Annotated in this window: 20 protein-coding genes; 8 read left to right on the top strand and 12 right to left on the bottom strand. The window is 67.2% G+C overall.

Translation table 11 applies throughout. The features are described from left to right. Positions 1-47: 47 nt before the first annotated feature. The 6 genes from ACIQ6O_RS00725 to uvrA all read right to left on the bottom strand — a co-directional run bounded on the left by ACIQ6O_RS00725 (position 48) and on the right by uvrA (position 6,874). Positions 48-899, bottom strand: a complete 852-nt coding sequence (locus tag ACIQ6O_RS00725) for a PspA/IM30 family protein (protein WP_396205838.1) — start codon at positions 897-899, stop codon at positions 48-50. Positions 900-902: 3 nt separating this feature from the next. Further along, positions 903-1,307, bottom strand: a complete 405-nt coding sequence (locus tag ACIQ6O_RS00730; RefSeq protein ID WP_396205839.1) for a YbjN domain-containing protein — start codon at positions 1,305-1,307, stop codon at positions 903-905. A 105-nt stretch (positions 1,308-1,412) separates the two neighbouring features. Then, entirely contained in the window at positions 1,413-2,366 is a 954-nt protein-coding gene (locus ACIQ6O_RS00735) for a hypothetical protein (RefSeq protein WP_396205840.1), read from the bottom strand. 3 nt (positions 2,367-2,369) lie between these two features. Continuing rightward, a complete protein-coding gene (gene sdaAA / locus ACIQ6O_RS00740) occupies positions 2,370-3,254 on the bottom strand; it encodes an L-serine ammonia-lyase, iron-sulfur-dependent, subunit alpha (protein WP_396205841.1) in 885 nt (294 codons plus the stop codon). 16 nt (positions 3,255-3,270) lie between these two features. Continuing rightward, positions 3,271-3,939 (bottom strand): L-serine ammonia-lyase, iron-sulfur-dependent subunit beta, encoded by a 669-nt coding sequence (gene sdaAB / locus ACIQ6O_RS00745; RefSeq protein ID WP_396205842.1) that lies wholly within the window; start codon positions 3,937-3,939, stop codon positions 3,271-3,273. 55 nt (positions 3,940-3,994) lie between these two features. After that, entirely contained in the window at positions 3,995-6,874 is a 2,880-nt protein-coding gene (gene uvrA, locus ACIQ6O_RS00750; protein ID WP_396205843.1) for an excinuclease ABC subunit UvrA, read from the bottom strand. Positions 6,875-6,949: 75 nt separating this feature from the next. Here uvrA and cutA point away from each other — a divergent pair, with 75 nt between their 5' ends. The 5 genes from cutA to ACIQ6O_RS00775 are packed head-to-tail and all read left to right on the top strand — an operon-like array spanning position 6,950 to position 11,184. After that, entirely contained in the window at positions 6,950-7,294 is a 345-nt protein-coding gene (gene cutA / locus ACIQ6O_RS00755; RefSeq protein WP_396205844.1) for a divalent-cation tolerance protein CutA, read from the top strand. Positions 7,295-7,314: 20 nt separating this feature from the next. Continuing rightward, positions 7,315-8,070, top strand: a complete 756-nt coding sequence (locus tag ACIQ6O_RS00760; protein ID WP_396205845.1) for an ABC transporter ATP-binding protein — start codon at positions 7,315-7,317, stop codon at positions 8,068-8,070. After that, complete coding sequence (locus tag ACIQ6O_RS00765) at positions 8,063-9,781, top strand: hypothetical protein (RefSeq protein WP_396205846.1); 1,719 nt, start codon at positions 8,063-8,065, stop codon at positions 9,779-9,781. Before ACIQ6O_RS00760 ends, ACIQ6O_RS00765 begins: the two co-directional genes overlap by 8 nt. 57 nt (positions 9,782-9,838) lie before the next feature. Continuing rightward, complete coding sequence (locus tag ACIQ6O_RS00770; RefSeq protein ID WP_396205847.1) at positions 9,839-10,594, top strand: A/G-specific adenine glycosylase; 756 nt, start codon at positions 9,839-9,841, stop codon at positions 10,592-10,594. Continuing rightward, the gene (locus ACIQ6O_RS00775) at positions 10,591-11,184 is read left to right on the top strand and encodes a hypothetical protein (RefSeq protein ID WP_396205848.1); all 594 of its coding nucleotides are present in this window, start codon (positions 10,591-10,593) and stop codon (positions 11,182-11,184) included. Before ACIQ6O_RS00770 ends, ACIQ6O_RS00775 begins: the two co-directional genes overlap by 4 nt. 47 nt (positions 11,185-11,231) lie before the next feature. Here the strand turns inward: ACIQ6O_RS00775 and ACIQ6O_RS00780 are convergent, their stop codons facing one another. From ACIQ6O_RS00780 to mtnA, 6 genes are all read right to left on the bottom strand, one after another. Then, positions 11,232-11,777 (bottom strand): zinc ribbon domain-containing protein, encoded by a 546-nt coding sequence (locus ACIQ6O_RS00780; protein ID WP_396205849.1) that lies wholly within the window; start codon positions 11,775-11,777, stop codon positions 11,232-11,234. Continuing rightward, entirely contained in the window at positions 11,777-12,421 is a 645-nt protein-coding gene (locus ACIQ6O_RS00785; RefSeq protein WP_396205850.1) for a cytochrome c-type biogenesis protein CcmH, read from the bottom strand. The genes ACIQ6O_RS00780 and ACIQ6O_RS00785 overlap by 1 nt, the downstream gene beginning before the upstream one ends. A gap of 17 nt (positions 12,422-12,438) precedes the next feature. Continuing rightward, entirely contained in the window at positions 12,439-14,475 is a 2,037-nt protein-coding gene (locus tag ACIQ6O_RS00790) for a heme lyase CcmF/NrfE family subunit (RefSeq protein WP_396205851.1), read from the bottom strand. A 111-nt stretch (positions 14,476-14,586) separates the two neighbouring features. After that, the gene (locus ACIQ6O_RS00795) at positions 14,587-15,042 is read right to left on the bottom strand and encodes a cytochrome c maturation protein CcmE (RefSeq protein ID WP_396205852.1); all 456 of its coding nucleotides are present in this window, start codon (positions 15,040-15,042) and stop codon (positions 14,587-14,589) included. Between the two features lie 95 nt (positions 15,043-15,137). Then, positions 15,138-16,625, bottom strand: a complete 1,488-nt coding sequence (gene glpK, locus ACIQ6O_RS00800; RefSeq protein ID WP_396205853.1) for a glycerol kinase GlpK — start codon at positions 16,623-16,625, stop codon at positions 15,138-15,140. Between the two features lie 30 nt (positions 16,626-16,655). Beyond that, positions 16,656-17,651 (bottom strand): S-methyl-5-thioribose-1-phosphate isomerase, encoded by a 996-nt coding sequence (gene mtnA, locus ACIQ6O_RS00805; RefSeq protein WP_396205854.1) that lies wholly within the window; start codon positions 17,649-17,651, stop codon positions 16,656-16,658. A gap of 293 nt (positions 17,652-17,944) precedes the next feature. Between mtnA and ACIQ6O_RS00810 the strand changes: the two genes are divergently transcribed. The 3 genes from ACIQ6O_RS00810 to ACIQ6O_RS00820 are packed head-to-tail and all read left to right on the top strand — an operon-like array spanning position 17,945 to position 20,175. Further along, positions 17,945-18,721, top strand: coding sequence for an enoyl-CoA hydratase/isomerase family protein (locus tag ACIQ6O_RS00810; protein ID WP_396205855.1), 777 nt, complete (start codon positions 17,945-17,947; stop codon positions 18,719-18,721). Between the two features lie 21 nt (positions 18,722-18,742). Continuing rightward, positions 18,743-19,870 carry a DNA replication/repair protein RecF gene (gene recF / locus ACIQ6O_RS00815; protein ID WP_396205856.1) on the top strand — a complete coding sequence of 376 codons (1,128 nt, stop codon included), beginning with the start codon at positions 18,743-18,745 and terminating at the stop codon, positions 19,868-19,870. Then, positions 19,867-20,175 (top strand): DUF721 domain-containing protein, encoded by a 309-nt coding sequence (locus tag ACIQ6O_RS00820; RefSeq protein WP_396205857.1) that lies wholly within the window; start codon positions 19,867-19,869, stop codon positions 20,173-20,175. The genes recF and ACIQ6O_RS00820 overlap by 4 nt, the downstream gene beginning before the upstream one ends. Positions 20,176-20,362: the final 187 nt, after the last annotated feature.

The raw sequence follows: 20,362 nt of genomic DNA on the forward strand, positions 1-20,362 counted from the left end.
GGGAGGCGCGGCATGTGCTGGCTGGCGGCGAACTGACGTGCGTGCGATCAGGCGCGCGGGTTCGTCTGCCCGAGCTGCTCGATCTCGGCGATGAGATCGGCTTCGGCCGTCTTGTGCTCCGGCGTGGCGGCCGGCAACTGCGCCGGCGCCGCCGCGGGTGCGGCCTGCTCGGTGGCCCCAGCCGCCAACTGACGCGCAGCCTGCGGTGCACCGGCCGAGAGCATACCCATGCGCTGCTTGAGCGCCATGAGTTGCATGTCCGCCGACGCGCCCCCCGTGGCGCGCTCGAGCTGCTTGAATTCCCCGGCGAGGCGATCGCCGCTGAACTCTTCGTCGATCTCCTGCGCGGCCTGCAGCTGCCGCTCGTTGGAGGTGATCTTCTCCTCCATACGGGCGAACGCCTCGAACGCCGAGTTTTCGCTGAGTCCCGACATCGTCTGCGAAATGCGCGCCTGCGCTTCCGCGCGACGCTGGCGCGCGAGCAGCAGGTTCTTCTTGCGCTTGGCCTCTTCGATCTTGTCGTTGAGATCACGCAGCGACTGCTTGAGCTTCTCCGTCTCGATCTTGTGCGCTTCCCACGTGGTGGCGAGCGCCTGCCCGTGCTCGAGATGCTCCTGCCCGCGCATGAGCGCCTGTTTGGCGAGATCATCACGACCTTCCTGCACCGCGAGCATCGCGCGCTTGTCCCAATCGTCGGCCAGCTTGAACTCGGCGTCGGCCTGGTCCTTGAGGCGCTTTTCGTCGGCAATGGCCGCGGCCACCTGCTGCTTGGCCTTCGCCAACTGGTTGCGCATGTCGACGATGATCTGATTCAGCATCTTCTCGGGGTTTTCCGCCGAGGAGATGAGGTCATTCAGGTTCGACTTGATCAGTGTCGAAAGACGATCGAAGATACCCATGGATCAGCGAGCCTCGCGGAAGGCGGCCAGCTCACGCAGATGTCCCGTGAGCGAGAGAGTCATGCTTTCGAACGACGCGAGGAATTCTTCGAAATCCAGATGCGCGAGTTCGAGCGCTTCGGTAAGCACCACAGCGTCGCCATCGATGCCATAGGCGCCGTGCAGCAGGTCGGTGGCGTTGAGTTCGAGCAGGCGGCGATTGAGCGCCGCCGCATTGTGCGCGTCGGTAGGCAGCGGCATGACCTTCACGCGCAGCAGTACCACCGGCGGATTATGGGTGACGACCACATCGAATTCGAGCGCTCCCCCGGGCCGTACCACCCAAAGCCCGGGTTCAACTTCCTGCGAGGTGGCGCCGTCGGCACTCAGCCGGTCGAGAAACGCCTCGATGTCTTCACGCGTGACCATGGACAAATCCCTGTGGGTTCGGATGCTGAGCCGTACGGGAGCGCGGGCGGTTTCGTTTCGACACGATGCGGACGCGAGTGCGGGAAGATACGTCGCTTCCGCGTGTCAGGGGCAGCGTCCCCGGTAAATCGCGCCCCCCGTCCCCTCGGTCCCGACCTGGATCCGCCCGTCGCCAAGCCACGCGACCGACTCGGCGGTGTCCTCCCGAATGGGGAGCGTACAGCGCGCCATGAGGGCACCGGGACGGCCGGTCGCGGGATCGGCGTCGAAGACGTACACGGCGCCGTAGGTCAGCAGGACCACCCGACGGCGTCCATCCGGCTGCAATGGCGACAGGCTGGCGTCGGTGACCCAGTCATGCAGTTTCCCTTTCTCCGGCGTGACCGGCAGCGAGTCGACGACCCGTGCAGTGTACTCACCGCCGTCCCAGGCCGTCCTGGGCACCTCGTAGACGCGCACCGGGCGTAGTGCTCCGCCGCTGCCTCGCTGGGGGCGTTTGGTGACCAGCCACAACGTCCCGTCCGGGCCGGCGTACATGGCTTCCACATCGTGCGGGGCGTCGGCATAGCGCAAGGACAGCGTCCGCAGGACGGGAACGCTCACCGCGGTCTGCGGCGGTTCGGCGATCTGATAGAGCGTCAGGTCGTTGCGACGCGCCAAGTTGTCGCCGACGTCGCCGATGACGAGACACTGCCCCTCGGCGCACGGCCCCGTCGTCAGCGCCTCCCAATCCCGATTCTTCCCGCCGCGCACGAGCACACGTCCGCGTGCCCTACCAGTGGAGTCGTAGGCAAACAGATGCTCATCGTTGCCGCTGTCGTTCTGGCTCCAGAACACGCCGGGCTCGGCGACCGACGCCACCATGCCCGACGATTCGTCGAGTTCCGTGTCGGCGAGCCGCCCGGTCTGCACGGCATCGCGCATGAACGTCTCGCCATCGCGAAGCCATCGGTTACGCCCCTTCGCGCCGTCACAGGCAACGAGGCCAACCACCGCCACTGCCAGCATGAGCGCCGCAACGCCACCGCCACGGCGCGCACGGGTCGAGCGGCCAGCCACCGGTCAGCCGCCAGCGCGCTTCAATTCGTACAGCCGCTCGCGGGCCAATCGGCGTCCGGTGGGGGTGGCGGCCAATCCGCCGCCGGCCGTCTCGCGGTAGCGCACGTCCATGCTCGCACCGATCTCGCCCATCGTGTCGATGACCTCGTCGGCCGGAATGGCGAACTCGATGCCCGCCATGGCCATTTCGATCGCCGCCAGGGCGATCGCGGCGCCAGTGGCGTTGCGGAAGACACAGGGCAATTCCACCAAGCCACCAAGCGGATCGCATACCAACCCCAGCGTCCCCTGCTGCGCGAGCGCGGTGGCGTGCCCCACCTGTCGTGGCGATCCGCCAAGCATCTCCACGGCGGCGCCGGCCGCCATCCCGGCTGCCGCGCCGGTCTCAGCCTGACATCCGCCTTCGGCACCTGACAACGAGGCGCGCTCGGCCACGACCGCGCCGATGAGTCCCGCCGTGGCCAGCGCATCGATGAGCTTCTCGTCGTCGATGCCACGCGCCGCCGCGAGCCCGGTGAGCACGGCCGGCAGTACGCCCGCGCCCCCCGCCGTGGGCGCCGCGACGATGACTCCCATGGCCGCATTCACCTCCTGTACGGCCAGCGCGCGCGCGAGCACATCGCGGAACGGCGTACCCGCGAGCGGACCGGCCGGACCGGTGCGCAGTTTGGCGGCATCGCCGCCCACCAATTCGGAGCTGCTGCGAAGGTCTCCCACGAGTCCGCGATCGACCGCACCGCGCATGACCTCGAGCGCGCGCCGGAGCGCGTCACGAATGTCGGCAACGGTGCGCCCCTGGTCCTTCGATTCGGCGGCGAGTGCCACCGCCGACAACGTGGTGTTCTGCGCTTCCGCTTCGCGGATCGCATCGGCCAGACTCCTGAACATCAGCGCGCCCCCGCGGTCATGCACTCACCTTGTCGAGGCGGAACGCCCAAGTGACCCAGGGGAGCGTGCGAATGGAATCGCGCACTTCTTCGCCGGGCTGATCGTCCACCTCGATCACCATGAACGCGTCGCCGCCACGTTCTTTCCGAGACAGCTTGAGCGTGGCGATGTTCACGTTGGCGTCTGCCAGAATACCGGCGATGCGCGCCACGGACCCCTTCACGTCGTTCGCCACGAGGACGATGGTGTGCAGGTTGCCCGACACCTCCACGGGGTAACCGTCGATCTCGGTCACCAACACGCGGCCAGCACCTAGCGAGGCGCCGACCATCTGCGACGAGCGACCGCCCCGCTCGAGGGTGATGCGCACGGTGTTGGGGTGGGCGTCATCACCGAGCGATGTCTTTTCGAACTGATAGTCGAGCCCCTCGCGCTCCATGATCTCGAGCGCGGTGCGGAGTCGTTCATCGTCGGGGCGGAAACCCATGAGCCCACCGACCAGGGCCTTATCGGTCCCGTGCCCCTCACCGGTGCGCGCGAAGCTGCCATGCAGTTCGATGTGCGCCTTCTCCGGCGTGCCGCCAACCAGGCAACGGGCAAGCAAGCCGAGGCGACACGCCCCGGCGGTGTGACTGGAACTCGGCCCGACCATGACGGGACCGATGATATCGAGGAGGGAAACCATACACGTGCAATGTACCCGGCCGCGCAGGAGGCAGGGAGCAGGGCCTCGCCGCTGATTACCGCACGAGCATCGGCGCGAGATATCGACCGGTGTGACTCTCCGGTACGCGCGCTACCTCCTCGGGCGTCCCCTGCGCCACGATCGTGCCGCCGCGCACGCCCCCTTCGGGCCCAAGGTCCACGAGCCAGTCCGCCGTCTTGATGACGTCGAGGCTGTGCTCGATCACCAGCACCGTATTGCCACGATCGACCAGCTTGTGCAGTACATCGAGGAGCACCCGCACATCCTCGAAGTGCAAGCCGGTGGTGGGCTCGTCGAGAATGTAGAGGGTACGGCCGGTATCCCGTTTCGACAGTTCGGTGGCGAGTTTCACGCGCTGGGCCTCGCCTCCGCTGAGCGTAGTGGCGCTCTGGCCGAGATGGATGTAGCCGAGGCCTACATCTCGCAGCGTTTCGAGCTTCTGCAGAATGCGCGGCTGATTCTCGAATACCCCGCAGGCATCCTCGACGGTGAGATCGAGCACCTCGGCGATGCTGAGGCCGCGGAAGCGCACCTCGAGTGTTTCGCGGTTGAAGCGTTTGCCCTTGCACACGTCGCACGGTACGAACACGTCGGGGAGAAAGTGCATCTCGATCTTCACGAGACCGTCACCCTGACACGCTTCGCAGCGCCCGCCCTTCACGTTGAAGGAGAAACGCCCGGGGCCGTAGCCTCGGATCTTGGCCTCGGGGAGTTCGGCGAACAGTTCGCGTACGGGCGTGAAGATGCCGGTGTACGTAGCCGGGTTCGAACGCGGCGTGCGTCCGATGGGGCTCTGGTCGATGTCGATGATCTTGTCGAGGTGCTCGAGCCCGGTGATACGCGTGTGCGCTCCGGGCAACACGCGCGCCCGGAAGAAGTGCCGCGACAGCGCCTTCTGCAGGATGTCGGTGATGAGCGTCGACTTGCCCGACCCGGACACACCCGTCACCGCCACGAAGCACCCCAGCGGGAACTCGGCGGTCACGTCCTTGAGATTGTGTTCGCGCGCGCCCTGCACCGAGAGCACGCGCGACGCATCGCGCTGGCGACGCTGCACGGGTAGCTGAATAGAACGGGTTCCGCGCAGATACGCCCCCGTGATCGACGCGGGCGTATCGATGACGTCCTGCACCGACCCTGCCGCGATCACTTCCCCGCCATGCTTGCCAGCGCCCGGCCCGAGATCGATGAGGTAGTCCGCCTCTCGAATCGTTTCCTCGTCGTGCTCAACGACGATCACGGTATTGCCGAGATCGCGGAGCTGTTTGAGGGTGGCAAGGAGACGACCGTTGTCGCGCTGATGGAGGCCGATACTGGGCTCATCGAGGATGTACAGCACGCCCACGAGCCGCGAGCCGATCTGCGTGGCCAGCCGGATGCGTTGCGCCTCGCCGCCGGACAGCGACTCAGCGCTGCGATTGAGCGTGAGGTAGTCGAGGCCGACGTCCACGAGGAATCGCAGGCGCTCCCGCACTTCCTTGAGGATAGGCCCGGCGATGCCCGGATCGAGGCCAGGGTGGCCGGCGCCGCGCACGGGTACGCTCTCGAAGAACGCGAGCGCATCGGCCACGCTCTGGTCCACGACATCGCCGATGTGCTTGCCGTGTACCGTAACCGCCAGTGATTCCGGCTTGAGGCGTTGGCCGGCGCACGACGGACAGGGCGCGGCCACCATGTACGCCTCGAGTTCGAGGCGCACGCCATCAGAGCTGCTCTCGTCGTACCGCCGCTGTACGTGGGTGACGATCCCCTCCCACGTGGTGTCGGCGGTCTTGGCAGCAGTCTTGGCGGCCGCCCCCTTCACCGCCTGCTTTACCGCCTTGCGGGCCCGCGGGGGCGCATCGCTCATGCCGTACAGCAGTTGCCGGCGTACGGCAGCAGGGATCTTGCCCCACGGCGCGTTGAGATCGAATGCCAGGAGCTTCGCGAGCCCGGGGAGGATGACCTTGCGGAGGTAGCCATCCGGTTCGCCCCACGGCAGCACCACGCCTTCGAGGATGGAGATACTGGGGTCTCCCAGCACGAGCTCTTCGCTCACGCTGCGCGTCGTCCCCAGACCGCTGCACGTTTCGCAGGCGCCGAACGGCGAGTTGAAGGAGAAGTGCCGCGGCTCGAGCTCCGGCATGGAGATACCGCAGGTGGGGCAACCGTAGCGCTCGGAGAACATTTCGGTCGTCGGCTCGTTCCCGTCGTACCGCACCACCTCGGCCAACCCTTCGGCGAGGCGCAGGGCGGTCTCCACCGAATCCGTGATGCGTCCGCGATCCTCCGTACGCACGACCAAGCGGTCGACGACTACCGAGATGGAGTGGTTGAGCCGGCGATTGAGCTTGGGCGGGTCGGCCAGCTCGATGAGCTCGCCATCGACCACCGCGCGCACGAAGCCCTGCTTGCGGGCGCCTTCGAAGAGCTCGCGAAACTCACCCTTTCGCTCCTGCACGAGGGGCGCACGAATCTCGAGGCGCGTGCCCTCGGGCCACGCCAACACCTGTTCAGCGATCTGCGTGGGGCTCTGCCGCTGGACCGCGCGTCCGCAGGTGGGGCAGTGCGGCGTGCCCGCGCGCGCATAGAGCAGGCGGAGATAGTCGTAGATCTCCGTCACCGTTCCCACGGTGGAGCGCGGGTTGTGCCCGGCGGTCTTCTGCTCGATGGAAATGGCCGGCGAGAGCCCCTCGATGGCGTCCACGTCGGGCTTTTCCATGAGCCCGAGGAACTGCCGTGCATAGGCGGACAGCGACTCGACATACCGCCGCTGCCCTTCGGCGTAAATCGTGTCGAAGGCGAGCGAGGATTTGCCCGAACCGGAGAGCCCCGTGACGACCGTCAGCTTGTCCCGCGGGATCGTGACGCTGATGTTGCGCAGGTTGTGTTCGCGCGCGCCACGCACCACAAGCGCGTCGGAGGCCGGCGCCACTCCAGGAGCTGGAGCCGGGAGCACAGACGGTTTCGTCGATTTGGGCATAGTCTCGGAAGCTGCGAGGAGCTGGAGATGGAAACAACCCCGCCGAGCGGGACGGACGTGGTGATCGCGCTCACCTCCCTGCCGCCCAATGCAGATGCGGCCGCATTTGTTCGAACGCTCGTGGAGCACGGCCTTGTCGCGTGTGGCACGCTGCTGCCCGGCGCCCGGTCGATCTACCGGTGGCAGGGCCAGGTGGAGGACGCCGCGGAAACGATCGTCCTCCTCAAGACCACGACCGCCTGCGTCCCGTTGCTCCGTGAGCAGCTTCCGTCACATCACCCGTACGAGGTACCGGAACTCCTCATCCTGCCCTGCACGGACGGGTTACCGGCGTATCTGGCCTGGGTTCGCGGAGAAGTTGCCAAGGGGTAGCCGTCGGTCGTCTTCCCGGCATGATCGAGATCACCTCGCTTTCCAAGCGCTTCGGCGATTTCACCGCCGTGCGCCAGCTCGACCTCGTGGTTCCCGCCGGTGAACTGTTCGGCTTCCTGGGGCCGAATGGCGCCGGCAAGACCACCACGATGCGCATGATTGCCGGCATTCTGCAGCCCACGGCCGGCCGTATCCGCATCGCCGGCCACGATCTGCTGGCCGATCCGCTTCGCGCCAAACGCGCGCTGGGCTTCATCCCCGACCGGCCGTTCATCTACGAGAAACTCACCGGGATCGAGTTTCTGCGGTTCAGCGCCGGGTTGTACGGGGAGGCGGGCGCCGATGTCGACCGGCGCGGGCACGAGCTGCTGGCGCTGTTCGACCTCGAGCCGTGGCGCGACGAACTCGTGGAGAGCTACAGCCACGGCATGCGCCAGAAGCTGATCATCGCGAGCGCGTTCGTGCACCGCCCTGCGGTCATCGTGGTGGACGAGCCGATGGTGGGGCTCGACCCCAAGTCGTCGAAGATCCTCAAGGATCTCTTCCGCGAGTACACGCGCCGCGGGCACACGGTGATGATGAGCACGCACACGCTGGAGATCGCCGAAGGCATGTGCGACCGCATCGGCATCATGCAGCGTGGTGAACTGGTGGCGTGCGGCACCATGGACGACCTGCGCGACTCCAGCGGGACCGACGACGCATTGGAGGACATCTTCCTGCGTCTGACCGGCGACCGCGTGGCACGTGAGCTGGTCGAGGTGCTCGATGCCTGAGGCGCTCGCGGGCGGAGCCCCGACGCTGCCCGAGGCTGGTGCCTGGTCGCTGCTGCGCCCCAAGTGGCAGATGGCCCGCAACCGCACGCGCCACCACCAGCGTGGCGACGTGCGTCGGGTGGTAGTGGTGAGCGCCGTAGCGATGGGTTTCTGGAGTGTTGCCTTCCTGCTTGCGCTGCGGCTCCTGCGGTACTTCCGGGGCGCGGAGGACATCGGTGATCTGCTTGCGGCGAAGCTGCTGGCCATGATCCTGTTGTCATTCGGGTCCATCCTGCTGCTGTCGAATACGATCGCGGCGCTGTCCAACTTCTTTCTTTCACGCGATCTCGATCAACTGGCGGCAGCGCCAGTGCGCAGTGGCGCATTGTATCGCGCACGGCTCGCGGAAACGGCCTTGCACTCGAGCTGGATGGTGGCGCTGCTATTGGTACCGCTCATCGGCGCCTATGGTGTGGCGTATCGAGGCGGCGCGGACTTCGTGCTCTTCGCCATTGCCGTGCTCGTGCCCTTTCTGCTGATTCCCGCGGCGTTGGGATCGGGCGTGACGCTGTTGCTGGTGAACGTGTTTCCGGCCCGACGCACACGCGACCTGCTGAGTGTGATCGCGGCGATGGCCATCGCCGGGCTGGTCCTGTTGTTCCGCGCCGCTCGCCCGGAACAGCTCGCGCGGCCGGAGGGGTTCGCCAATTTCATGCAGTTCGTGGCGGCCCTCGACACGCCGTCGTCGCCGTGGCTCCCCAGCGAATGGGTCAGCGAAGCCATCGTGAAGTATTTGCGCGGCAAGGCGGCCTGGCCGCCACTCCTCCGTCTATGGGGCGTTGCCGCCACGTTGATCGCCATCGGCCATGTCTTGTACGCTCGCGGGTGGCGTCGCGCCTACAGCATGGCCCAGGAGGGCGCGACAAAGCGCGGCACCGCGCGTACACAGCGGCCGTGGCTCGATCGCGCGCTCTCGTTCCTTGGTCCGCTCCGCCGTGAGCTGGTCCTCAAGGAGCTGCGGGTGTTCGCCCGCGACAGCACCCAATGGTCGCAGCTGGTGTTGCTGGCCGTACTGCTGGTGGTGTACGTCGCGAACGTGCGCTACCTGCCGCTCAACGGCTCGGGGGTCACGGTGCTGCTGCGCAATCTCATCCCGTTCCTGAACCTGGCGCTCGCCGGGTTCGTGCTCGCGTCGATCGCCGCGCGATTCGTCTTCCCGAGCGTGTCGCTGGAAGGGCGCGCGCTGTGGCTGCTACGCTCGAGCCCCCTCCCGGTACGCGAGCTGCTGTGGGCCAAGTTCTGGGTTGGCGCGATTCCCTTGTTGCTGCTCGCACTGCTGCTCGTGGGGGCCACCAACCTGATGCTCAAGGTGCAGCCGTTCGTGCACACGGTGTCACTGGTGTCGATTACCGCCCTGGTATTCCCGCTCACCGCGCTGGCCCTCAGCTACGGCACGTTCCATCCGCAATACGATTCGGAAAACGCCGCCCAGATCCCGACCTCCTTCGGCGGGTTGCTGTTCATGATTACCGCCATCGGGCTCATTGCCGCCGTGGCGTTTCTCTCCGGACGTCCAGCGTCCCGATGGGTGGTGGCGGAGCATTTCGGCCGCGAGTCCGATCCGGTGGAAATGGTCCTGCCATTCGCCGTTGGGCTTGTCGTGTGTGCGTCGTGCACGGTGATACCGCTGGTTCTTGCCCGCCGGAAGCTGGAGCGTCTCGAGCGCGCCTGATGGCCCGTCGCTGACGGGGGTGAACGTGGCGCTCTCGAGCGTTTAGCTTTTCGCGCCATGCCCCCCCGAAAGCCGGTCGCGCCGGCGCCGCAGGTCCCCGCCGACGCCGCTGTGGCGTTCCGCCGCAAGCTGCACCGCTGGTTTCGCGAGCATTCGCGGGACCTGCCGTGGCGGCGCACCCGCGACCCGTATCGCATCCTGATCTCGGAGCTGATGCTCCAGCAGACTCAGGTCTCGCGGGTGCTCGATTTCTACCGGCGGTTTCTCGAGCGTTTTCCCGATCTGCACGCCCTGGCCAAGGCCAAGCCGCAGCGGGTACTCGAGGCCTGGGAGGGACTCGGCTACTACGCCCGTGCCCGCAACCTGCACAAGCTGGCGAAGCATGTGACGGAAGCGCGCGACGGCATCATTCCCAGCGAGCCCGAAGAGTTGCGCGCGCTCCCCGGGGTGGGGGCCTACACGGCCGGCGCGGTCGCGTCGTTTGCGTACGAGAAGCGCGCCGCACTCGTGGACACGAACGTGGCGCGCGTGCTGCACCGCGTGTTCGCCCCCGACCTCGACCCCAAGAGTGGTGCGGGGCTCAAGCGGCTCTGGCAGATCGCCGAGCAGTTGCTGCCGCGCACGGGCAAGGTGGTGTGGACGCATAATCAGGCACTGATGGAGCTCGGCGCCCTCGTGTGCTCGGCCCGCTCCCCCAAGTGTGGGACGTGTCCGGTGCATCGGGTGTGCGCGAGTCGCGACCGCTTCATGGCCTCCGACCCCGTGGTGCCACTCACGAAGAAGCGCACGCGACGCGTGGTGAAGCCGGAGTGATCACCGCAACCGTGGGTAGCGTCTGCGCGCGTACGGCGCCGCTCTCGGACCGCGCGGCCCACGATGCGGCGGAAGCGCTGGGGCAGCAGTGGTTCGGCCCGAATTTCGACGAGGCGCGATTCGACGACTGGGCCCGGCGCGTGGAGCATCTCCTGTTCGTCGCCGAAGGCGCGGCGACCGGCGAGTTCCTTGGCTACGCCGACCAGCTCTTCATTGCGCCGCATGTTGACGTAGCACTACGCGCCGGTACGATCAGCGAGGAGGCGTTCGGGATCGATGCCATCCTCGACGACGCGGCGATGCATGCCATGCCGGCCGGCACGCGGGTGACGCTCTATCTCGCGGGCATGTGCGTCACGGCGCCGCGTACACCTGTGGGGCATGAAGCCGCGCGTGCGCTACGAGCCTGTCGTCGTGCGCTGCTCGCGCAGTGGCGCGGCCGTGGTCTCGAGGTGACGATGCTGATGGCCGCCGCAACGGTGGCCGGTCGTACTATCGCCACGCGCGCCGGAGGAGTCCTGATCGGACCCGCCGACGCGCGTGTGGATGGCTACGACTTGTACGAACTGCGGGAACTGCCGGACAACTAGAGACGCGGAGGCGAGGGGACGCAGGGACGGCCCTTTCCTTCTCGTATTCAGGCGGCGGCCAGTTGGTCTCCACAGCCGCTGCAGAAGCGCGAGCCGACCAGATCGATGCTCGTGCCGCAGGAGCCGCACTTCTCGGGCAGATAGCGGCCGCAGCTGGAGCAATAGGTTGCATCGGGCTCGGGGCGCGGCCCACACACGCCGCAGCTGCGTACGTCGGCGCGGGCACGGGCGATGGCGGCTTCGACTGGATCAAGGCCGGCGGTTACGACGCTCGCGGTGGCCGTCGCCGTACCGGCACCCTGCTCTGCCGCACGCAGTTCGGCGAGCGCCTCACGGGTGTAGCGTTGCTTGAGATCGGCGTAATCGCTTTCGCTCAACTTGCCGGTTTCGCGATCGAATTCGATCTCGCGCAACGCATCGACTGCGGTGCTCGGCGCATCGATTTCGGCGGCAAGCTTCACCGCTTTCCGCTTGGCGGGCGTATCGGAAGCCGGGTCGATGGCACTGAGCAGCGGTGACAACACGAGCGTGAGGGCACCGAGAACGAGTGCGGTCCCTACCACCAGCGGCAGCGCACCTTCGGGGAGCGCCATCAGCGTTCCTCCCGCAGCGCTGCTTCGAGGCGCGCGAGCTCTTCGGGTGTGGCATCAACGGCCGGCGCGTTCGCCGACTGCGCCGCGGCGCGTGCCGCACGCGCGGCATCGGCCGTCTTGGCATTGAGACGCCAGCTTCGCAGCAACGCGCCGATGCCCACGGCCCCAACGGCGACCGCCGCGAAGGGCGCGAACCACGCGGCAAGGCTGAACCCTTCCTTGCGCGGCGAATTCAGAATGAAATCGCCATAGGTGCCCGTCAGCGCCTCCATGATCTCGGTGGCCGTGTAACCACCATCGACGAGACGCTGAATGTCGCCGTGCACTGCCGGCGAAATGCCGCACGAGAAGTCCGTCGTGCGGCAGGTATAGATGTCGAGGGTACACGGACACGGGCACGCCAACTGCCGTTCGAAGTTCTCGACCTCGACCTTGCCCATGGTGGGCTGGGCACCCGGCTTGGGAGGACGTGACACCGGCTTGTAGCTGTCCGAGGTCATCTCCTCGCCGCTGTTGGTGGCGCCGGCCTGCTGCTCCGCCTGCTCCTGCGCAGCAGCGCGGCGGACGAGCAGGCTTAGCCCACCCACCACCGCCCCCGCGCGCACCACGAACGCGCGCCGGGACTGCGCACGACCGTTCGTCATGGGGTTCCGATCGACGCTCACGCGCCCGCTCCCACCGGCTCCATGTCACGGCCCATGGGGATCTGCGCGACGTAACCGCCCTCGCGCTCACCCTTGGTGGCCTGAGGCCACATCACGATGAGGCCGCCGAACGCCATGATGATGCCACCGAACCACACCCACCACACGAGCGGGTTGAAGTTGATGTGCACCGCGGCCGTGTCACGATCCACCGCACCCGTGAACACGAGATACACGTCCTGCTTGGGCGACTCGAGGATCCCCACTTCGGTCGAGGGCTCGAAGGTGGGCTCGTTGCGTGAGTTCACGTGCTGACGCTTTTCGCTGGACAACAGCCCCATGTTCTCGCCGTCGCGCGTCACCGCGAATGTCACCGCGGTCACGAAGCGATTGAGCTGCTTGTCCGAAGAAATACCCTGGCTCGTGAACACCCACTCGTGGCCGTACGCATCGGTGGCCTTCACCGACTCGCCGGTCTTGAGCGTGGCGGTCACGTCGCGCCTGAACATGAGCCCGGCAAAGGCGCAGAAGAGCACCACCACGCCGAAGTGCACAATGTAGCCACCGTAGCGGCGGCGATTGCGACCGATGAGACGGAAGAACGCCGCGAAGAACCCTTCGCTGTACATGCGGCGACGCGCGCCCACGCCCTTCACGAATTCCTGAATGATCGTGCCGAACACGAAGCCGGCGAGCAGGTACGACGCGAGCGCGTACACGTCACGCATGCCGAGCGCGAACAGCGTCACGAACACCACCACACCGGCAATGAGCGGCGCCGTGAACTGGCGCTGCAAGTTGGCAACCGACGCGCGACGCCAGGCGATGAGCGGTCCGATGCCGGTGAGCGCCAGCAGCAGCAACCCGAGCGGGCCGTTCACCGCGTTGAAGAACGGCGGGCCTACCGTGATCTTGTCGCCCTTCACCCATTCAGAGAGGATGGGGAACAGCGTGCCCCAGAGCGTGGCGAAGCAGATGCCGACCAGCACGAGGTTGTTGTAGAGGAAGGCGGCCTCGCGGCTCACCATGCTCTCCAATTCGGCTTTGGCCTGCAGGTCGTTGAGACGCGTGCTCACGAGATACGCCGTGAGCACCGTGGCCACGATGAGGAAGCCGAGGAACCAGTTGCCGATCGACGAACGCGCGAACGCGTGCACGCTTTCGATCACGCCGCTACGCGTGATGAAGGTGCCAAGGATCGTGAGGAGGAACGAGAGCACGACGAGCGTCACGTTCCACTTGCGCAGCATGCCGCGCTTTTCCTGAATCATGATGCTGTGCAGGAACGCGGTCACGGTGAGCCACGGGAGGACGCTCGAGTTCTCCACGGCATCCCACGCCCAGTAGCCTGCCCAGCCAAGTTCCACGTACGCCCACCACATGCCCAGCGTGATGCCGATGGTGAGGAAGAACCAGCTCACCAGCGCCCAGCGACGCACGGCGCCAAGCCACTGCGCATCGAGCTGTCGGGTGACGAGCGCGCCCACGGCAAAGGCGAACGGAATCGCGGTCCCCACATAGCCCAGATAGAGCATGGGCGGATGTGCCGCCATGCCGGGATTCTGGAGCTGCGGGTTCATGCCGCGGCCATCGGGGGGCACCCAATCGAGACGCTCGAACGGATTCTCCGAGAACGTCATCGTCATGAGGAAGAACAGTGCGACGATGCCCAACGTGCCGGTGACGTACGGCATCATCTCGCGGTTCCGGTTGCGGTTGGTGAACACCGCGACCGCCGAATACATGGTCATGATGAGGGTCCAGAACAGCAGTGACCCTTCCTGTCCGGCCCAGAACGCCGTGAACAGGTAGACCTTGGGGAGGTTCGCGCTCGTAAACGAGGCGACGAATTTGAGCGAGAAGTCGTGCGTGAAGAGCGCGGTCCACAACCCGATGGACGCCAGCACGACGAAGCCGAACGTGGCGTACATGGCCCGTTCGCCGCTCTTGATGAGATCAGGACGGCCCTGCATGCCGCCTGCGAAAGACACCGTGGTCGTCCAGGCCGCCATCAACAGGGCGATCCAGAGCGACAGCTCACCAACCAGAATCATGACGCCTCGCGCTTCGCGCGGAGGCCGGGCGCCGACGAGCGCCCGGCGCGTGAGTTACCACTGTGCCGACCGCGCGGGACTTCGCCCACGCGTTCGGCGAACGCTTCAGGCTTACGCCTTGGGGACGTTGTCGGGGTGCTTGGCGCCCGGCGGATACTGACCGGGCTGGCCAGGCGCGTTCTCGTAGCGCGACGCGCACTTGGCGAGCAGCGTGGTGGCCTGAAACACCCCGTTCCCGTCGAGACGCCCCTCCACAACGATGTCCACGCCGTCGGTGAACGTGTCCGGCGCCACGCCGCGGTAGTGCACCGGGTATTCCTGCTTCCCGTCGGTCATCACGAACGTGAGCTCACGGCCGCCGGGATCGCGCTTGATGGTGCCCGTGACCACGCGCGCGCCAACCTTGACGCCGTTCTTGGAGAAGCGCGGGTTGTCGTCCACCTTCGCCGCCAGTTCGCCCGGCGTGAGGTAGTACGTGGCCGTCTCGTCGATCGAGCTGGCCATGAGGTAGGAGGCAGTGCCGAGCACGAGCACACCGCCGAGCAGGAACTTGTTACGAGCTTTCACGGGATCGCCGTCCTATAAGGTCGGGAGGGTATCGCTGGAAGATACTACATCCGGGCGGAAACGGCACTGTTTTCCGAGTTCTTTTATCGGGATAGCTAGTCTACGTCCCGGGCCCAGGCGAGTGCCGAACGGACAGCCCGCCGCCATCCTCCATACGCCGCAGCGGCGGCAGCCGTTCCGGCGTCAGAGGGGGTGAAGCGGGTAAACTGGCGGCTAGCCAGGAACTCCGCACCCGATGCCCACACCCCGGCGGCCAGGCCGGCGAGGCCCGCGGCGCCGAGGGCTGTGGTTTCGACCATGTTTGGCCGGTCCACCGGTACCCCCAACACGTCGGCCTGGAACTGCATCAGCCAGTCGTTCGCCGTGGCGCCGCCGTCCACCCGCAACCGATCGAAGGGCACCTCCCCCTGCGTCCGCATGTCGCCTAGCACGTCGCGGGTGGCGTAGGCCATCGCCTCGAGGGCCGCGCGCGCGAAGTGGGCTCGCCCCGTTCCGCGGGTCAGCCCCACGATGGTCCCGCGGGCGTTCGGCTCCCAGTCGGGGGCTCCCAGCCCCACCAGTGCCGGCACGAAGTACACCCCTTCGTTTGAGGGCAGCGACCGGGCCAACGCCTCCGTCTCGGTGCTATGCGCGATAATGCCCAATCCGTCGCGCAGCCACTGCACCGCCGCGCCGGCGATGAAAATGGAGGCTTCGAGCGCGTACACCGGGTTGCCGCGTTCGTCGCAGGCGATGGTTGTGAGCAACCCCGAGCCCGGCGCGGGCCGGTGGGCTCCGGTGTTGAGCAGCAGGAAGGCGCCGGTGCCGTACGTGTTCTTGCCGTCGCCCGGGCCCCAGCCCCCCTGACCGAACAAGGCGGCCTGCTGGTCGCCGGCCATGCCGGTGATGGGGAGCGACACGCCAAGGGTCGCCACGGTGGAACGTCCCATCTCGCCGCTCGACGGCACGACGGTGGGGAGCACCTGCGGCGGCACGTTGAACAGCCCCGTCAGCTCGTCACTCCACGCGCGCGCGTGAATGTCGTACAGCATCGTGCGCGACGCGTTCGTGTGGTCGGTCGCGTGTACCGCGCCACCGGTCAGGTGCCACACGAGCCAGCTGTCGATGGTGCCCGCGCACAGCTCCCCGCGCTGGGCGCGGGCGAGATGGTCCCCCTGCCCCAGCAACCACTCGAGTTTGCTGGCGCTGAAGTACGGATCGGTCACGAGCCCCGTGAGTTCACCGATGCGCGCCGCGTGCGGCGCCAGAGCACGGCACCGATCGGCGGTGCGACGGTCCTGCCACACGATCGCCTTGTGCACCGCCCGGCCGGTCGCGCGCTCCCACAGCACGATCGTTTCGCGCTGATTGGTGATGCCGATGCACTGCGGCGCGTCGGCTCCCGCCTGCTGCGCCGACGCCATCGCCTCGCGCGCCGCATCGAGCGTGCGCTCGAGAATTTCGTGTGCATCGTGCTCCACCCACCCCGGCGCGGGATAGTGCTGCGTGATCTCGCGATACGCGCGTCCGACGACGCGGCCGTCGCGGGCGATGACGAGACAGGTGGTACCGGTGGTCCCCTGATCGATGGCGAGTACGGACATGGACGGCAGGAGGGAGGTGGGAGATACCGCTTACGCGAACGGCGGGGCGACGAGGCCTTGGTCGGTAAGGTACGCCGACACGAGCGACCGTGGCGTGACATCGAAGGCCGGGTTCCACGCCGGCACGCCGGGGGGCAGCTCACCGAGTTCGTCGCTGGCGCGATGCTCGATCACGATGTCGGCGCCCGTGGCGGTAGCCGGGTCGATGGTGCTCCAGGGCGCCGCGACATAGAAGGGGATCCCGTGCGCGCGTGCGGCGAGTGCCACAGCATACGTGCCGACCTTGTTGGCCACATCGCCGTTGGCGGTGATGCGGTCGGCGCCCACGATGACGAGATCCACCTGGCGCTGCGCGATGAGCGAGGCCGCCGCGCCATCGGGGAGCACTGTGACGTTGATCCCGGCCCGCGACAGCTCCCACGCGGTGAGGCGCGCGCCCTGACGCAGCGGGCGTGTTTCGTCCGCGTACACCGTGACCAGCCGCCCCGCCGCATGCGCCGTATAGATCGGCGCGAGCGCCGTGCCCATGCCGGCCGTGGCCAGCGCACCGGCGTTGCAGTGTGTGAGTACCCGCGCGCCGTCGGGAATGAGCGACAGGCCATGACGACCGATAGACGCACACATGCTCACGTCTTCCTGCCGGATAACCTCGGCTTCCACACGCAGCGCCTGAACGAGGTCCGCATCGGACACATCGCCCGCGCGGCGCAGCATACGCTGCACCGCCCAGGCGAGGTTCACGGCGGTCGGCCGAGCCGCAATGAGCTGTGAAGCGTACGCTGTGACCAGACGACGCGCCCGTGCGCCGTCGCTCTGGCTCGCCGCGTCGAGCGCGACGGCGAGGCCGATGGCTGCCGCGACCCCGATGGCGGGCGCACCGCGCACGGCGAGGGTGCGGATGGCGTCGACAACGTCGTCGAGCGTGACGAGATCCCGCAGGACTTCCTCGGCCGGCAGACGACGCTGGTCGAGAATGCGGAGGGCGGCGGTGTCGGGGGACCAGCCGACGGAGGGAGAGGGAAGCACGGGGGGAAGATAGTGTGGCGGCGAGTCGGGTTGAACAGCAGACGGCAGACGGCAGGAACTACAGCACGCAGTCTCGGAGGAGTGTGGTACAACAAAACGGGGGCGACCGCTTCGCGGCGCCCCCGATTTCCTTTGCGGTTGGGCCATCGCCGGCGCGCGCAGCGCAGGCTGGCGTGTTGTTCTACCGCATTCCTCCGGAACTGCGTGCTGTAGTGCCTGCCGTCTGCCGTCTGCGGTAAAGTCGCTAGGTTTAGCTAGCCACCCCACTCACAGCCCCCGCCACAGCCCGCCCCATGTACCAGTTCCTCGCCTTCGATGTCGCCGACCGGATCGCCACGATCACCGTGAACCGGCCGGACAAGCTGAACGCCCTCAACGACGCCACCATCGCGGAACTCGGGCGCGCCATCGACGAAGCGAACGCGCGTGACGACGTGGCGGCAGTGCTCCTCACGGGGGCGGGTCGGTCGTTCATCGCGGGCGCGGACATTTCCGAACTGGAGAGCCAGTCTCCGCTCGAAGCCCAGCGTCGTGCGCGCGCCGGTCAGGCCATCTTCCGTCGCTTCGAGACCAGCCCCAAGCCCACCGTCGCGGCGATCAACGGGTTTGCACTCGGTGGCGGCTGCGAGTTGGCAATGGCTTGCCATGTCCGCATTGCGAGCGAGAAGGCCAAGTTGGGGCAGCCCGAGGCGAAGCTCGGTATCGTGCCGGGCTACGGCGGCACGCAGCGCCTGCCTCGTCTGATCGGTCGTGGTGCCGCGCTCCGCCTGCTGCTGACGGGCGACATGATCGACGCCGCTGAAGCGTATCGATTGGGGCTGGTGGATCAGGTGGTGGCGCCGGAAGCACTCATCGACACCGCGCGCGCCATGCTCACGGCGATGGCGAGCAACGCCCCGCTCGCGTTGGCCGGCTGCATCGAAGCGGTGAATCGTGGCCTCGACGTGCCACTCGAGGAGGGGTGCACCATTGAGTCGGACTTCTTCGGCCTGTTGTCGGCCACGGCCGATATGAAGGAAGGGATGCGCGCGTTCCTCGAAAAGCGCGCCCCGAATTTCACGGGCCGCTGACCAACGGCTCGAGGGTCCGCCGTGCTCGTTCATCTCGCGGCGCGCGAGTATCGCAACTTTTCCCGACTCGATGTCGACGTGCCCGCGGCCGGGCTCGTGATCATCGGAGAGAACGGGCACGGCAAGACCAATTTGCTCGAAGCGGCGGCGTATCTGGGGCTGCTCCGGTCGTTTCGCGGCGCCCGTGATGCCGACGTAGTGCGCTTCGGCGCCTCGGCCTTCCACGTGCGCGCCACGCTGGCCGCGCCGAGCCGGTGGCACACGGTCACCGTAGGCTACGAGCGCAGCACCAAGAAGAAGCGCGCGACGCTCGACGGTGTGGAACAGCCGCGCCTGACCAACGCGCTGGGGGCACTCCCGTCGGTGGCGTTCTCACCCGCGGATGTGGCGCTCGTGGCCGGTGGCCCCGGTGACCGCCGCCGCTACCTCGACGTGATGCTCGCGCTGTCCTCGCCGGCGTACCTGCAGGCGCTGCAGCAGTATCGTGCCGCACTGTTGCGGCGCAATGCGGCGTTGCGCACCGCACAGCGGGAGGGCGGACGCGGCGATCACGAGGCGCGCGTCCAGGTGTGGGAGCCGGCCCTCGCCGAGTATGGTGGCGTCGTGGCCGCTGCCCGGCACCGCTTCGTGCGCGAGCATGCCGAGCGATATACGCAGCTGTGCGCCGCCATCGGCGAGCGCGTGGGGGCAATGCTGCGCTACAGCGCCGTTGGGGGCGACAACAGCGAGGCCGAGAGTACGAGCAGCCTCGTGCAGACGGACGCGCTCACGCGGGCGTTCGCCGCGCAGCGCGGTACGGAACTGCGTCGCGGCATCACCCTCGTAGGGCCGCATCGCGACGACCTGCATCTCCATCTCGGCGGGCGGGATCTGCGTACGTTCGGTTCGGCGGGGCAGCAGCGCAGTGCGGCGATTGCCCTGCGCTTGCTCGAACTCGCCACGCTCCGCGATGCGCTTGGCCACGCTCCGCTGCTGCTGCTGGACGACCCGTTTGCTGAGCTCGACCTCGGCCGCGCGGGCCGTGTGCTCGATCTGTTGGAGCACGCGGGCGCCGCGCAGGTGCTGCTGGCGGTACCGCGTGAGGAAGACATCCCACACGCCTTCACCCGACTTGAGCGTCGCACGATGCGCGATGGCGCCCTGTCATGAGTGAACACAAGCGCCGGCCACAGAAGCTCGGCGACGTGGTCTCGTCCGTGTTGGCGCACGCCGGGCTCACCGATCGCATCGCGCAGGCCGCGGTCATCCCCGAGTGGCCACGCCTCGTGGGCCCGCAAATCGCCGAGGTGACGGAGCCACTGCTGCTGCAGCAGGACGGCACGCTGGTGGTGATGGTGAAGACGCACGCGTGGATGCAGGAGCTCACGTTGCTGGAGCCGGAATTGATGAAGCGCCTGAACGGCGACGCGGCGCGTCCGCCGATCAGCAAATTGCGGTGGATGCTGCGGGGGTAACGCGTGAAAAAGCACCCTCTTGGCGGGCTACGGCACGCCGGCGGGCGACACCCCCAAACCGAGCGTCCGTAAGTCGTTCTACAGCAACACCTTACAAAGCGCTTCGCCAGTTGCTTGCGGACACCCGCCTTGGGTATATTTGGAGGTTGTGTTTCCGGGCCAGCTTTTCGCCCTCCAAACCCTCCCG

Origin of the sequence: Gemmatimonas sp. (assembly GCF_044345575.1) — a bacterium.
GTDB lineage: Bacteria > Gemmatimonadota > Gemmatimonadetes > Gemmatimonadales > Gemmatimonadaceae > Gemmatimonas.